This window comes from Flavobacterium niveum (genome assembly GCF_055231775.1).
Map to the genome: position 1 here is coordinate 194,212 of NZ_JBUYSX010000005.1, position 15,036 is coordinate 209,247.

General features: G+C 39.3%; 16 protein-coding genes and 3 pseudogenes. 13 read left to right on the top strand and 6 right to left on the bottom strand.

Annotation, left to right across the window (positions count from 1 at the left end):
• Positions 1–16: 16 nt before the first annotated feature.
• The 13 genes and pseudogenes from ACZIX4_RS13870 (at position 17) to ACZIX4_RS13930 (ending at position 10,844) form a co-directional block, all read left to right on the top strand.
• Complete coding sequence (locus tag ACZIX4_RS13870) at positions 17–1,306, top strand: RHS repeat domain-containing protein (protein ID WP_463336242.1); 1,290 nt, start codon at positions 17–19, stop codon at positions 1,304–1,306.
• A 3-nt stretch (positions 1,307–1,309) separates the two neighbouring features.
• The gene (locus ACZIX4_RS13875) at positions 1,310–1,852 is read left to right on the top strand and encodes a hypothetical protein (protein ID WP_463336243.1); all 543 of its coding nucleotides are present in this window, start codon (positions 1,310–1,312) and stop codon (positions 1,850–1,852) included.
• 318 nt (positions 1,853–2,170) lie between these two features.
• A pseudogene (locus tag ACZIX4_RS13880) lies at positions 2,171–2,965 on the top strand (RHS repeat domain-containing protein); the annotation flags it as partial.
• Positions 2,966–2,974: 9 nt separating this feature from the next.
• On the top strand, positions 2,975–3,517 hold the full coding sequence (locus ACZIX4_RS13885) for a hypothetical protein (protein ID WP_463336244.1): 543 nt from the start codon (positions 2,975–2,977) through the stop codon (positions 3,515–3,517).
• A gap of 183 nt (positions 3,518–3,700) precedes the next feature.
• A complete protein-coding gene (locus tag ACZIX4_RS13890) occupies positions 3,701–3,871 on the top strand; it encodes a hypothetical protein (protein ID WP_463336245.1) in 171 nt (56 codons plus the stop codon).
• Between the two features lie 26 nt (positions 3,872–3,897).
• Positions 3,898–4,023 (top strand): annotated as a pseudogene (locus ACZIX4_RS13895) (RHS repeat-associated core domain-containing protein); the annotation flags it as partial.
• A gap of 9 nt (positions 4,024–4,032) precedes the next feature.
• Positions 4,033–4,680 (top strand): M91 family zinc metallopeptidase, encoded by a 648-nt coding sequence (locus ACZIX4_RS13900; protein ID WP_463336430.1) that lies wholly within the window; start codon positions 4,033–4,035, stop codon positions 4,678–4,680.
• A complete protein-coding gene (locus ACZIX4_RS13905) occupies positions 4,673–5,134 on the top strand; it encodes a hypothetical protein (RefSeq protein ID WP_463336246.1) in 462 nt (153 codons plus the stop codon). Before ACZIX4_RS13900 ends, ACZIX4_RS13905 begins: the two co-directional genes overlap by 8 nt.
• 245 nt (positions 5,135–5,379) lie before the next feature.
• Positions 5,380–6,249 (top strand): annotated as a pseudogene (locus tag ACZIX4_RS13910) (RHS repeat-associated core domain-containing protein); the annotation flags it as partial.
• A 118-nt stretch (positions 6,250–6,367) separates the two neighbouring features.
• On the top strand, positions 6,368–6,658 hold the full coding sequence (locus ACZIX4_RS13915; RefSeq protein WP_463336247.1) for a hypothetical protein: 291 nt from the start codon (positions 6,368–6,370) through the stop codon (positions 6,656–6,658).
• A gap of 532 nt (positions 6,659–7,190) precedes the next feature.
• The gene (locus ACZIX4_RS13920; RefSeq protein ID WP_463336248.1) at positions 7,191–7,559 is read left to right on the top strand and encodes a BlaI/MecI/CopY family transcriptional regulator; all 369 of its coding nucleotides are present in this window, start codon (positions 7,191–7,193) and stop codon (positions 7,557–7,559) included.
• Positions 7,559–9,589: a M56 family metallopeptidase gene (locus tag ACZIX4_RS13925; RefSeq protein WP_463336249.1), complete on the top strand. Its 2,031-nt coding sequence runs from the start codon at positions 7,559–7,561 to the stop codon at positions 9,587–9,589. Before ACZIX4_RS13920 ends, ACZIX4_RS13925 begins: the two co-directional genes overlap by 1 nt.
• Before the next feature lie 154 nt (positions 9,590–9,743).
• Positions 9,744–10,844: a DUF4407 domain-containing protein gene (locus tag ACZIX4_RS13930; protein ID WP_463336250.1), complete on the top strand. Its 1,101-nt coding sequence runs from the start codon at positions 9,744–9,746 to the stop codon at positions 10,842–10,844.
• Positions 10,845–10,929: 85 nt separating this feature from the next.
• Here the strand turns inward: ACZIX4_RS13930 and ACZIX4_RS13935 are convergent, their stop codons facing one another.
• The 6 genes from ACZIX4_RS13935 to ACZIX4_RS13960 all read right to left on the bottom strand — a co-directional run bounded on the left by ACZIX4_RS13935 (position 10,930) and on the right by ACZIX4_RS13960 (position 15,029).
• Positions 10,930–11,685: an enoyl-CoA hydratase/isomerase family protein gene (locus ACZIX4_RS13935; protein ID WP_463336251.1), complete on the bottom strand. Its 756-nt coding sequence runs from the start codon at positions 11,683–11,685 to the stop codon at positions 10,930–10,932.
• A gap of 10 nt (positions 11,686–11,695) precedes the next feature.
• Positions 11,696–12,061 (bottom strand): MmcQ/YjbR family DNA-binding protein, encoded by a 366-nt coding sequence (locus ACZIX4_RS13940; RefSeq protein WP_463336252.1) that lies wholly within the window; start codon positions 12,059–12,061, stop codon positions 11,696–11,698.
• A gap of 19 nt (positions 12,062–12,080) precedes the next feature.
• Positions 12,081–12,452 carry a hypothetical protein gene (locus ACZIX4_RS13945; protein ID WP_463336253.1) on the bottom strand — a complete coding sequence of 124 codons (372 nt, stop codon included), beginning with the start codon at positions 12,450–12,452 and terminating at the stop codon, positions 12,081–12,083.
• Between the two features lie 204 nt (positions 12,453–12,656).
• A complete protein-coding gene (locus tag ACZIX4_RS13950) occupies positions 12,657–13,421 on the bottom strand; it encodes a cyclase family protein (protein ID WP_463336254.1) in 765 nt (254 codons plus the stop codon).
• 104 nt (positions 13,422–13,525) lie between these two features.
• Positions 13,526–14,659 carry a radical SAM family heme chaperone HemW gene (hemW, locus tag ACZIX4_RS13955; RefSeq protein ID WP_463336255.1) on the bottom strand — a complete coding sequence of 378 codons (1,134 nt, stop codon included), beginning with the start codon at positions 14,657–14,659 and terminating at the stop codon, positions 13,526–13,528.
• Between the two features lie 43 nt (positions 14,660–14,702).
• Positions 14,703–15,029: a cupin domain-containing protein gene (locus tag ACZIX4_RS13960; RefSeq protein ID WP_463336256.1), complete on the bottom strand. Its 327-nt coding sequence runs from the start codon at positions 15,027–15,029 to the stop codon at positions 14,703–14,705.
• Between the last annotated feature and the right edge of the window lie 7 nt (positions 15,030–15,036).

Below are 15,036 nucleotides of genomic sequence, written 5' to 3' on the forward strand. Positions count from 1 at the left end.
GTACCCCAGCGCACTGATGATGGGCAAGGCCGTGCATGAGCGTTTTGAGAATACACTGGTATATACCAAACACTACTACATAGGCAGCGAACGTATTTGCGCTAAAACCAACACGCTGAAAAGTTTTGGGTTTTACCCGGATGCACTATTAAGCCAAAAGATGTCTGCGCTAAGCTATAATACCGTGCGTACCCCAAGTAATGCCACGGTGCAGGATGCGCAAACCAACATTAGTAACATACATACTGCCTTTGGGGTTACGCCGCCGGTGTTTTCTTCGGTTATAGAACCTAAAGCTGATTACAACAGCCATAATTTAGAAAAACTAAACATTTACTACTTCCACCCGGATCATTTGGGTAGCAGCAGTTATATGACCAATGCCTCAGGCCGTGTGTGCCAGCATATAGAGTATTTACCATTTGGAGAAACGCTTGTAGACGAGCATTTAAATTCTAATAACTCTCCGTTTAAGTTTAACGGTAAAGAATTTGATGAGGAGACGGGAAATTATTATTACGGCGCCCGCTATTATGACCCTAAAATGAGTATTTTTATAGGGGTGGATCCGCTTGTTGACGAAACTTTTGATGCTTATGGGTATTGTTATAATAATCCTGTGAGATTTGTTGATCCTACTGGGATGCAAGGAGAAGATACTTACATAGAATGGGGATCAGGAAAAGTTTTAGGCACAGATGGTTCAAGCACAAATGAAGTAAGAATTATAAGAGGAACTGATTGGGGAAATATTGATCGTAAATTTGAAGGAACCTCTTCAAGCGAAGCAACAGCTGATCTTCAATCAAACAGCACTATAATTCAAATTGACAATAGCACGATTCAATCCAATATTAATCAGATAAATGACGAAACAATTAATGATTCTACTCATGAAAGACAAGCATTCTTTATGTTACAGAGAGGTGAGGATGATAAAGGTCTTCCAACTGGAATTATTACAAGTGTAATTGGCCCCCCTGGTGAAAAAAATGGTGCTGATATCGCTGTAACTAAAGGATTCGATGAAAATGACATGTTTATGATTGGACAAATTCATACTCACGATAAAGCAGCTTCAGGTTTAGAAAACAGACCCGGAACTTCAAAGGCAGATCATGAAACTTCTGTAAAACGTAATTTTAATATATATGCAATCGAATCCTTTAGAGGGAAACAGTCTGGAGGGAATACAATTAATATGACTAATCCTGATATACCAAAAGGAGTAAGAAGAGGTACAACCAAAGATACTAGTCAAATCGGAAAAGAGGTTTTACAGGATTATATAAAACTAAACCAATAAAATATGAAATTTAAGTTAATTATCTTTTGGACTTCTGTAATTTTAATAAGTTGCTCTTCTGTTAAAAATAGTGAAGTAACAGAAAAACAGAAAATAATTTACATAGTACCTGACACAGTTCAGATATGGTTTAAAAATATTATACAAGATGAAAAGTTGATTTCAAATAAAAAGAACTTATATTTCATTATAGAAAAATCTTTAAATTATAAAAAACTTTATTATGATTTGACTTTATGTGATTCAAAAGGGGTAGATACAACTGACGTTTTTTTTGTGCAAAATTCAAATCGTTTTTTATATATTGATGGTGAGACATATCCTCTTTTAATGGACTTTGATCAGATATTTTCAACTAGACATTATACTAATGAACAACTGCTGAATTTATTGAATAAAAAGGAAAATATAAAGCAGGGGTATGTATTGTATGAGAAAAATTTTTGGGTTACGTTTGATAACAGATTTGGAGATATAATAACCTCTTCAGACGAATCAGAAGGCGGATATAGAACAACATCGCCCAATATTAAAAATAGAAATTAAATGAAAGAGAAGTAATATTTTAGATTAAGTGTTATTTCCTAAAAACACTTAATCTAAAATATTACTTCGAGATTTAAACATTTACTACTTCCACCCCGACCACTTGGGTAGCAGCAGCTGTATGACCAATGCCTCAGGCCGCGTATGCCAGCATATAGAGTATTTACCGTTTGGGGAAACGCTGGTTGAAGAACATTTAAATTCCAATAACAGTCCTTTCAAATTTAACGGTAAAGAATTTGATGAGGAAATCGTAGCAAAGCGGAGATTCATCGAACACCAAAACCAATAAAATCAGTGAGATAAACCGGTAATTATTACTACGGCGCCCGCTATTATGACCCTAAAATGAGTATTTTTATAGGGGTGGATCCTTTGGCGGATAAGTACCCGGGGATTAGCCCTTTTGCGTATTGCTTGAATAATCCTGTTATTTTAATTGATCCTGATGGAAAAGATGTAATTAATGGTGATAAAGAAATGCATAGAAGAGCTCAAAACGCGGTTAGTGTCGCGCAACAGAAAGTTTCAAATTTAGAATCTCAGTATGGAAAAAAAGAAAAAGATTTTAGCGACTCATCTAAATATCAAGAGTATTTGAACGCAAAGTCAAGTCTTAAATCACTTTCAAAATTAGAAAGGCAATATGAGAAACATGCAAAAATGACAGAACAAAAAATTGAATTACTTAAGAAAAAAAATCCAACCATTTACAATAGGATGGATAATTTAAAAAATGAATATGGAGAGAAAGTGGATGTATATTTACAAACTGATAGATTAAAAAATGAAAATGGACATACTTCCTATGAGGAATTAATTTCAAATTCTGGTGAAGTTCGGCCTTCAACTACATTTGGTGTAAACTCTATTAAAGTTATTATTGATCCTGCAATTGAACCTGCTTTAGATGGGCATCTTCCGACAGAATTAGAGGTAGTAAAACATGAAATGGGTCATGCAAATTATGATGCTGAAAACACTGCATGCTACATGGAGTATAAACAAGAAATGAATTCACAAGGAGTTGATTTACAAGGTGGACATAATCCAGGAAATCCTAGCGCTGCCAGAGCTGACGAATTTGAAAAAAATATACCTGACAAACCTTAATAATATAATATGAAATATATTTTGTTTTACTTTTTTATGTTACTTAGTGTAGGGATGAAATCTCAAATTTCAGCGACAGATTCTACTAATATAGGTTTCAAAGCAAAACTATTAACAGTAAGTCAGTTTGGAATTACCAGTAAAGAAAACATTATTAGAGATATTGAAAATCAAGAGATAGTTTTTTTGAAAACAAATTATAAGAAATTTATCTTTTTGAAAGTTGTGTTTTCACAACCATATAGACTTGACAGTGGTAATTCAATTCGGATTCAAAAAGAATGTCCTTATTACTTAGCCTATAGTATTACTGATTGTAGATTTTATAGATTAGGTGGTTTTGAAACCCTGGATATTTTGGAGTTTATTGATGTTCTCCTAATTCAGGAATCTCGTTTTGTAAAGGGATCCTATTCATATGAAATAGAAGATATTGATTTTAATTGCTTATTAAAATACAAAACGATGAGTGTAAAGCGGCGATTAAAATTAAATTTTTCTTGTTCTTGTACATGTAACTATGAAACTTTATTCATGGTTAAAGAGTATTAATATTAGATAATGGTAATGTTTCATTTTATGCATTTTAATCGACACAGCATTTAATCATCTGAAATTCATAATAAAATTTATATTAATCAATGTACAAAGACAGTCTTAGGGTTGTCTTTGTTGTTTTAAAATGAGCTAAATATTTACTACTTCCACCCGGATCATTTGGGTAGCAGCAGTTATATGACCAATGCTTCAGGCCGCGTATGCCAGCACATGGAGTATTTACCTTTTGGGGAAACGCTGGTTGAAGAACACCTGAACTCTAATAACAGCCCTTTCAAATTTAACGGTAAAGAATTTGATGATGAAATCGTAGCAAAGCGGAGATTCATCGAACACCAAAACCAATAAAATCAGTGAGATAAACGGGCAATTATTACTACGGTGCCCGCTATTATGACCCTAAAATGAGTATTTTTATAGGGATGGATCCTTTAGCGGATAAGTACCCGGGTATTAGCCCGTTTGCCTATTGTTTGAATAATCCTGTGAAATTAATAGACCCTACGGGAATGGAGGCTGAACATATTGGGATTGATAAAAAACTGAGCGCAGAAGAACAGAAAAAGGTTTTAGCTGATTTACAAAAATTGACAAATGATAAATTGAAAATTGTGAATGGGGAGGTTAAAATAGTTCAACACGGAGGTCAAAATAAAGGAAAAAAATTGGAAACAGGAACATCCTTAATCAAGGAATTGATAGGTAGTAAGAAAACCGTAATGATTACAAGAGATGAAGAAGGTTATGGATATGGTGAGAGTGCAGATAAAAAAGAAAATATACCTAATGGGACAAATGGTGTAGGGACGAATGCAATTGTTTATGTAGATTTTACCTCTAATATGGAAGACTATTGTACGCTTACTGAAGGTAAAGATGAAAATATTACAGATGAAATTGTGCCGTCTCATATATTATTAGGCCATGAGCTGGTACATGCTATAAGAGATATGAAGGGTGTTCAGATTCCGAAGAGTGAAAAAGAAACATATGAATTTTTCGATGGAGTAAGTAAATATGTACAACGTAAATCTGAGCGTGTTGAAGAATTGCAAACAACAGGGATTCCAACTCAAACAGTAAATAAACTTCCAAGATATTCTGAAAATAAATTACGTAAAGAACAAGGTTATGCAAAAAGGACAAAGTATGATTAAAATTATTATCATTATGTTTTTAGCAATATGGAATCATTTTTGTATTAGTAGTAATCCTAAAGATTCAAATGAACTTATTGTTTGTATTTTTAGAGAAAGTGGTTCGTTAAGTAATGTATATAAAGTAATATTATTTGATAATTGTACTTTGCAAATTCAACACGGCTCATTATTAGAGGAAGATGTCTCAATAAACAAAGAAACCGAACTCACAGACTTAGAATTAAGTAAAATGGTTCATTTAGCTATCGAAGATTGTAATGAGTTTAAAAAATTAATAGAAATGTCATCTGCTGAACCAATTGAATACAATGACATAGAAGTATATGATGCAACATCAGCTGTTACTATAGTTAATAATAAGAAATATAGATTTTTTGGAAGAGGCCAAAACACAAATACATCGGTAAGAAAAATTTACAGTAAGTTAAGGAAGTTAGCCATGGAAAATTAGCTTCTCTATTATTCTTTAAAAGACGATAGAGAGAAATTAGTTTTTCAAGTATACTGTAATCATTTCAAAAATATTCCAAAATTAGAACTAAACAAGCGAAACATTTACTACTTCCACCCGGACCATTTGGGTAGCAGCAGTTATATGACCAATGCCTCAGGCCGCGTATGCCAGCACATAGAGTATTTACCGTTTGGGGAAACGTTAGTTGAGGAGCACCTGAACTCTAATAACAGCCCTTCAAATTTAACGGTAAAGAATTTGATGAGGAGATGGGAAATTATTATTACGGCGCCCGCTATTATGACCCTAAAATGAGTATTTTTATAGGGGTGGACCCATTAGCGGATAAATATCCGGGTATTAGCTCATTTGCTTATTGTATGAATAATCCTGTTTTATTAATCGATTCTGATGGAAACGATTGGACTATAACGAAAAGTGTAAGCAAACAAGATGGTACGGTAAGTTACAATATCCACTTTAAAGGAGCAATACTTAATGCTTCGGGAGAAAAGCTGGATATGACTCAACTTAAGAGCCAGATTGTTTCCAGTATAAAAAATATTTATACAACTGACAATGTTTCAGGAGATGTTAAAGTATCTATAAATGTGGATTTAAGAGTAATAGATTCTGAAAATGAAATTCTATCTAAATCCGATCATTTAATAATTATATATTCTGATTCAGAATTCGAGGGAATTACTGCAAAAGGAGTTAATGGAGTTTCAGATGCGTATGGAAGAAAAATTGGAATATCAGTCGCAACTGCTGAAAGTATAATTAGTGGTGAGAATAAAAGGACTATACCGCATGAAATGGGACATACCGCTGGTTTAGAACATCCCGGAGATGATGGTGGTTTGATTACGAATGGATTAGTTAATCCAATAAATATGGGAGATGATGGCAACCTTATGTATGGCACAGGCAAAAATCCAAATCACCAATTAGGGGTCGAATTGAAATCTAATCAAATTGAAGCAATTTATCAAAACTATAAGAATGGTAAATTAAATAGAAACACCATATATAATAATAGTATTTCTGAAAAAATTGAAAGTTGGCGAGCAGGTAAACCCATATTAAGTAAACATTATGATGATTTTTAAAAAATATAGTTTTATTATATGTCTAACGGGAGTGTTAATATTATTTTACTCATGTTCAGAGTGTAAAAAGAAGATGTACTTTCATAAGCATTATCTCTTTCCAAATCAAAAAGTTAAATTGGAAGTGAACGATGTCGTATTATATGAAAATCTCAACGAAAAAATAGTGACCCCGGACCCTTTGGATCCACAAACATATTGCTCTGATTTTTGTACCGATGAATTATCAAGTAAAATTGTTAAAGTAAAATTTACTGTTGATGAGCTTGATACAATATTTTATGTGGATTCAAGGAAAATTTCAGGGATATATCTTGGCCGTGACAATCACTATAAAGAACTGAATATAATCGTTGATTCAATTGGCAAAGGTTTATATTGGGGTAATAAAAGGGTCAGTTTTGAATAGTAAAATAGAACTTTTAGAATTTTTTAAATCTTAAGATGACTTAATACTGTACCCCAGTGCACTGATGATGGGTAAGGCGGTACACCAGCGCGAGGGAATTAACACACTGGTATACACTAAGCATTACTATACAGGCAGTGAACGCATAAGTGCCAAAACGGGTACGCTTAATAATTTTGGTTTTTACCCGGAATCATTGGTGAATGGTAAATTTTCCGGGCTTGAGTTAGTTGCCCAAACACTGTTGCGTACTCCAAGTACTAATACGGTAGCGGAGGCACAAACCAATATACGTACGTTATTTAATTTGCAACCGGCACTAACGTTTTCACCTGTTGTAGAGCCAGCTAATATGTACAATACCCATGTACAAGGACTGTTACATATTTATTATTTCCATCCGGACCATTTGGGTAGCAGGTGCTATATTACTAACAGCCCCTGGATAAACCTTTATGTTAAAATTTTCTTTGTTGTATATTATTTCAATTTTTGTTCTACATTTGTAGAAATAGTTCTAAAATTGTAGAATATGCAGTTAACCAAAACCGAAGAACAATTGATGCAGTTTCTGTGGAAACAGGAAAAAGCATTTATGAAAGACCTTATTGATGCCTTCCCGGATCCGAAGCCTGCAGCCACAACCGTGGCCACGCTGCTTAAACGTATGTCTGAAAAGGGCTTTGTGGGCTACAAGGAATACGGCAAAAGCCGTGAGTACTACCCGATGGTGAAAAAATCCGATTACTTTTCTAAACAGGTAAACGGAATGATAAAAAGCTTCTTTAATAACTCTGCCGCGCAGTTTGCCTCATTCTTTACCAAAGAAACCAACCTGAGCGATACCGAACTTGAAGAACTCCGCGCGATTATAGACAAAGAACTTGAAAAAAGGAAGTAATGGGAACTTATATCCTAAAATCAGCCGTGTTCCTGGCCGTATTCCTGGGGGCATACTACTTGTTGCTCTCCGGCGAAAAGATGTACCGCTTTAACCGTTTTTACCTTTTAAGCGGCCTTGTACTTTCGCTGGTATTGCCATTAATTACCATACCCATATATGTAGAAGCCGAGGCACAGCCCATAGAGCAGTTGCCGCTTGAAGCCACAAAACTGGTTGCCTCATTACCGGTAGCAGTAGCCCAACCCGTCGCCCCGCAAACCGATTACTGGGTGTTTGCTGCCATTGCAGGGTATATTTTGGTAGTTGCGGTGCTTGCCATCCGCTTTATCATAAATATAGCCCGCTTTTACAGGATTAAAAGGAACAGTACGGTATCTGAATATAAAGGTGCAACGCTTGTATTGCTTAAAGAAGATGCGCTTCCGCATACGTTTATGGGCAATATTTTTATTGGCGAAAATGAATACAGCCGCCGTCTTATAGAACCGGAACTCCTTACGCACGAACTGGCACACGTTCGCCAGAAGCATACGCTCGACGTGCTGTTTACAGAGCTGCTTAAAACCGTATTTTGGTTTAATCCGCTGTTGTATCTGTATAAAAAGGCCATACAAACCAACCACGAATTCCTGGCCGATGAAGCTGTAATACACCAACATCTTAACATACCCACCTATCAATTATTGCTGCTGGACAAGGCCACACCGCCTTTGGCTTATGCTTTGGCCAGCAGTATAAACTTTAGTTTAACAAAAAAACGTTTTGCAATGATGACCAAATCCACCACAAAAGGTAAAAAGACGCTGCTACAGGCCATGATGCTGCCCGTAATAGCACTAACCACAACACTGCTGTGCCATGAGGTAATAGCCCAACAAAAAGAAACCGCAGTACAACCTGAGCCGAAAACCGCCTCAGCCCCGGACCGTGACGAATATTATAGCGGCGTGCGTGTAATTATTGAAGACAAGGCAAACGGTGTAAGCATCGATAAGAAATATGAGGAACTTACCCCGGCCGAAAAAACAAAGTACATGTTTGACGTACCCCCAAGGCGTACTAAAAAACACCCGACTGCCAAAGAGTATGAGAAGCTAAAAGATGCGAAGAAATATGCGCTGTGGATTGACGGGGTACATGTAAACAACAACATATTATACAATTACAAGCCTGAGGACTTTAGTTCTTATACTGGTAGTTTTGTCTATAACAATGCCCGTAGTGTAGAATTCCCGCAGGAGTACCAGTACAACCTGTACACCGATGCGTACTACGAAAAGAACTTAAAAAAATACCATTATCCGTCAGATGTTTACCGCATGAATATTGCTAAAGAGCATAAAGACGGTAAAGTAGTTGCCGGTAAGGAAGCCGCTGTAGAAAATAAAGTAGACAGGGGCGGGGAGTATAAATGGCCACCGTCTGACAAGATAAAGGCTATTAACGTATATAAAAACTCAGAGGCGCAAAACGATTCGCTAAGGATAGCCCGCCCTGATTTGTTTAAAGTACCTGGTACAAAATATGCCCGCATTTTAATAACCTATGAAGATGATAAGGGAGAACTGCACAAAACAAATTTATTTGTAGACCAGAATGAAAGTAAATATTCTGAAGAAAACGGTTCTATGCGTATAAAGGCAGTTAGCTCTTCCCAAGCAGAAGAAGTTAAAGAAGAAATTAAAGTGGTGCAAGGCTATGAACTGCCTGTTTATAATGTGTCGAAAGTAGATATACAGCCGGAGTTTCCCGGAGGGCTACAGGAGTTTTACAGGCTTATATCAAAAGAATTTAAGGTGCCGGATACAAAGAAAGATTCGGTTTACAGGATATACATGTCGTTTGTCATAGAGATGGACGGCAGCATGTCTAACTTTAAAATACTGCGTGAACCGGCCCTGGGTATGGGCGATGAAGCCATACGTGTAATGAAAACCATTACCCCGAAATGGAAACCGGGTAAAAAAGGTGGCGAAACAGTACGTTCGCAATTTAACCTGCCCATAACCATAAACACTAAAGCTTAATTTGAGTTTCCGTTTAGTTATCTTTCAATATCCGCTTCCGCAAGGGGGCGGATATTTCTTTTTAACACAATTCATATCAGTGCGTTATACCATTCGTTGTTAAATTCACGTTATCTTTGCAGCATCATCAATCATCAAAAACAAAAAGAACAGTATGTTGAAACAATTTTTTATCACCTGCTCCGGTGCCGATAAGCACATTATCGAAACCTGCTCTAACGGGGAGCAAAACAAATACGCGGGCATAGGTGCCACCGTATTCTTTACTGCACTGCTGGCTTGGATAGCCTCTGCCTATGCGCTGTACACCGTATTTGACAACGTATACCTTGCCGCATTCTTCGGGCTGGTATGGGGATTGCTCATTTTTAACCTGGACCGTTTTATCGTTTCCACAATCCGCAAGCGCGAGAGATTCGGGCAGGAATTGTGGCAGGCTACACCGCGCATCATCCTGGCAATCATCATTGCCGTGGTAATTTCAAAACCATTGGAAATAAAAATTTTCCAGAAGGAAATCGATGCCCAGCTGCTTAAGGAGAAAAACGAAATGGCTATTGCCAACAAAAAGCAGGTGAGCAATTTCTTTAAGTCGGATTTAGACAAAAACAAAGCTCAGACCGACAGCCTGCGCGCCGAAGTAGCCCGTAAGGAGAAAGAAGTCGCCGGTTTGTATAACTCCTATATTACTGAAGCGGAAGGTAGTGCCGGTACTAAAAAAATGGGTAAGGGCCCTATCTATAAAGAAAAACGCGAAAGCCATGATGCTGCCAAACAACAGCTGGACAGCCTGCGTAAACGCAACGAAGCCAAAATAGCCGAGAACGAAAAGGCCGCCAAAACCCTGCAGGCCGACCTCGATAAAAAGGTGACGGATACACAGCCGGTTATTGAAGGTTTTGACGGGCTTATGGCGCGTATTAATGCTCTGAATGAGTTGCCCATGCTGCCGTCGTTATTTATCATGTTGCTGTTTTTGGCTATAGAAACATCGCCGATTATAGCCAAGCTGCTTTCTCCAAAAGGGGAATACGACTTTAAGCTGGAAGATGTGGAAGCTGCCATGCGTACCAACCTGGCGCAAAATACCCACCAGCGCCAACTGCTGGAAGCCACCGATGCCGGTATTTATGACGATGTATATGCCGAACTGCGCGGCGACCGCGAACTCTACAATTACAAAAAGCAAAAGGCCATAGAAATGCTGCAAATGCACACTGACCGCTTTAGCGACCGGCAGAAAAGTGTAATGTAGCAAAAGCGAAGCTTTCTTCTGTTCATAGTTTATTGTTCATTGTTCATTGTTCGCTGTTTACCCGAACCTAACAATGAACAATAAACTATGAACTTTTTAACCTGTTCAGCGCTTCCTTAGTAAAATCACTCAGTACCAGTGAGCCGCTCATTTGTGCGCGTTCGGCAAGAAGCGTGTCCCAGTTTTCTGTACCCTGCCAGGCTACCTGTTTCAGCAGGCGCATGGCCTCGGGGTTGTATGTTGCGAGTTTTTGTGCCAAGGCATCTGTGGCGGTATCAAGCGCTGCTATAGTATCGAACACTTCGGCAAACATGCCCTTTTCCTGTGCCCATTTTGCGGGGTAAAATCCGGTAGCGTCCATGCTCATCTGCATAAATGCTGACGTGCCTATTTTACGCTCCACCGCCGGGCTTATTACAAACGGGCCTATGCCTATGGTCAGTTCGCTCAGCTTCACTTCCGCGGCTGTTGTGGCCAATGTATAATCGGCTGCACAGGCCAGCCCCACACCGCCGCCCACGGCTTTGCCCTGTACGCGGGCTATAATGAGCTTGGGCGCTTTCCGCATGGCATTGATAACATTGGCAAAGCCTGAAAAAAATGCCTTGCCGTCTTCCTCATTGGTTATGGAAAGCAGTTCGCTGAACGAAGCCCCTGCGCAAAATGCTTTTTCGCCACCGCTTTTCAGCACGATTACTTTTACATCGGGATTTTCGCCTTGTGTGGTTATTTCACCGGCCAGGCGTGCCAGTTGTATGCCGGGCATGGAATTTCCCTGCGGATGAAAAAAAGTTATGGTGGCAATGCCGTTTTGTATATCTGAAGTTACAAATGCGTCCATTTTTGTTTGGTTATTTTGTATTGATTTCTGCCTGGAGTTTTTTGGTCAGGCTGTTAAACACCAATTCATATGAATGGTCTATCAGTTCGCGCAGCAGCTTAGCAGGTACATCGCTGTTAACGATTACGGTGTTCCAGTGCACTTTACTCATGTGGTAGCCGGGCTTTATGCCGTCATATTCTGCACGGAGTTCCTCGCCGCGTGCCGGGTCGCATTTCAGGTTGATGCCCGGGTTGCCCTTTTCCCATTCCGACAGCGAAGACAATGCAAACATTTTGCCGCCTACCTTAAACACCAGGGTGTCTTCATCAAACGGAAAGTGTTCGGTAACACCGGGCTTGGCAAGGCAGTAGTCGTATAGGTCTGTAATAGTCATAAAGTCGAAAGTTTTTAAGTTAGCCATACGCTTTCACCAAATGAATACGATAAAAATTGAAAAAATCTACGAGGATTTCGTTTGAATTGATTTGTTTGCATCGTATTTCAATTTTGTCATAGTAATTACTGCTTAAATATAACCTAAATGTATTATCAAGAGAAATAATATCAGTGATCCGAATAAAAAAATCTGATTTTTTTCTATAAATTACATAACTACCGTGAACTAATTTTTTTGATCCATTTTCTGATTTAATACTAATTGAAATCAGAGGTTTTTGTGAAAAATTAAATATTATTATAGCTCCTTCATTTCCCGAATGAACTGGTGCAAGATGACAGGCTTCGAATAAAAATCCGTCGATTTTTTTTTTATTAAATTCTTCCATTATATTGAGTTTTATTTTTCTCAAAGTTATGGCTAACAACAATTCAAAAATTAATCTTGGGACTTGTTTCCTACTCTCTATAACACTGCTTTTAAATCGATAAAATAAATGTTTTGACTGTTAAATAGTTGATTTTCAGTTTATTGTTTATATTTTTTAATTGAAAATGTCTAGTGGTGTAATTCAAAATTTAAAATTCATCATTTAAAATAGCTCATAAAGTACCGGCTTACTCGGGCTTGCATCATTGTCAAAACTCGCTATTTGCAGGTTCAGCAGGTAAGTACCGTCAGTCACCATATCGGGTACAAACACCATTTCGGTAATTGTGGCGTTATGGCGGGCATCAGTGTTGAGGTTGCGTGTGTCCGTTACGTTCCAGAATGCTTTGTGGGCAAGGAGTGCACCGCCGTCTTCCTCGCGGTCTACACTGGGCAGGTCGATAAGCAGGTGGCTGATGCCGATTTCGCGTATAAAAGTAGCCGCTGTTTCCTCAAGGTATGGAGGGTTGCTGTGGCTGTAGTTCTTATGCTTTTTTACTTCAAGGTTGGGCTGGGTACGGATGACGATGGCTTCAGGTGTTTTGCCATTCAATGCCTGCTCTATCTGCGCTTTGGTAATCACCAGGTCGCCGTCCTTTTCCTCGGGCATAACCGAAACCAACTCTGCAATGAAGAAGAACGTGGTAAGCGCCTTGTTAATACTGTAAAAGTTGTAGGTAATATGCCCCAGGCATTCGGTATGGGTGCCGTGTGCGTGGGGGTTAAACGCAATGTTATTAAAGTTGGTTGAAGCGCCACGGGCTACCTGCCCGGTCCATTCGCCCATTTGTACAGGGCGTATTATGGGCTGCTCCAGGTACCAGGCTATGGGGTTTTGCCTGTCGCCGGTAAGCGGCAGCGATATGTCTAAAGGCTTGGAAAGGTCGGCTTTGTATGTTTTGTTTTGGTGCTCTATGGTTATAAACATGTTGTGTATAATTTTCACAGAGAAACCCAGAGAAGTCACAGAGTTTCACGGAGGCAAATTCTCTGTGTATCTCTGTGAAACCTCCGTATATCTCTGTGTAATAACTACTCCAAATTTACAAAAAACAAATCGCTGGCAATACCGTCTGCAAGGAACTTTCCGCTGCGGGTAGTGGTTAGGGTGTTGTTTTCAAACGAAAGCAGCCCCTGTGCTACAAAAGGCGTGGCTTCGCGCAACAGGTAATCAGAATATTCCGAACCAAAATCATTTTTAATCCGCAAAGCATCTACGCCCCAAATGGTACGCAGGCCGGTCATAACATATTCGTTATAACGGTCGGTTACGGTGAGTTCTTCGGTTTCTACGGGGAGCTTATCTTCTGCCAGGGCTTTCAGGTAGAGCGTGTTATTGGCTACATTCCAACTGCGGTGTGTGCCGTTATAACTGTGTGCCGACGGGCCTATGCCCAGGTACTTTTTGCCCAGCCAGTAGGCTGTATTGTTCCTGCTGAAGTAACCGGGCTTGCCGAAGTTGGACAGCTCATAATGCACAAAGCCTTCCTGTTGTAGTCGGTCGGCCAGCAGTAGGAACTGCTCGTGTGCGGCCTCATCGCTGGGCGCCGATATGATGCCTTTTTTTACCAGTGTGTGCAGTGCGGTTTTCGGCTCTACGGTAAGTGCATAGCTGGAGATGTGTGGAATGCCAAACGATAGTGCCTTTTCTACATTCTGCATCCAGCGGGTGTTGTCCATGCCGGGTATACCGTATATCAGGTCGAGCGTTATATTATCGAAATGCTTTACGGCTTCGGTAAGGCAGGCTTCGGCCTGTGTGGCATTGTGGGCACGGTTCATCATTTGCAGGTCTTCCTCAAAGAACGACTGGACGCCAATGCTTAATCTGTTAATTCGGTAATTTGGTAATTCGTTAATTCGTTCAGTCGAAAGATCGTCAGGATTGGCTTCAAGGGTAATTTCCGGGTTATCGGCTACGGTATGGTTTTGGTAAACGGTATCTATGAGGAGTTGAATTTCCTCATTTGTCAGTACCGATGGTGTGCCGCCGCCAAAGTAAATGGTTTCTATAACCTCATTGCCCAATTCATCCTTTCGCAATACGTTTTCGCGAGCTAATGCCTGTACCATTTCTTCCCGCTTTTTCATGGAAGTGGAAAAGTGGAAATCACAGTAGTGGCATGCCTGCCTGCAAAACGGTATGTGGATGTAAATTCCGGCCATCAGGTTTTTTTGTTACCGCAAAGGTACAACCTTTAGCGCGCTGCTACAAAAAGTCTTCCCTATGCGGGTTGAACACGTCTACCAGCACACCGGCCTCCATGCATACTACGCCATGTACCAGGTTTGGTTCCACAAAAAAGGTATCACCTGCTTTTAGTACCTGCTTGTTGCCGTCTATTTCGGCTTCAAATACACCCGATGCCACGTAGCTGGCCTGCGTGTGTACATGGTGGTGCAATGTGCCTATGGCACCTTTTTCAAAGGCTACCTTTACCATCATCAGGCCGTTGTTGTAGCCGGTTATCTGGCGGGTAATGCCGTCACCTGCGGGTTGCCATGCATTGTTTTCGTTTATAAAAAATGGTTCCATAGTATAG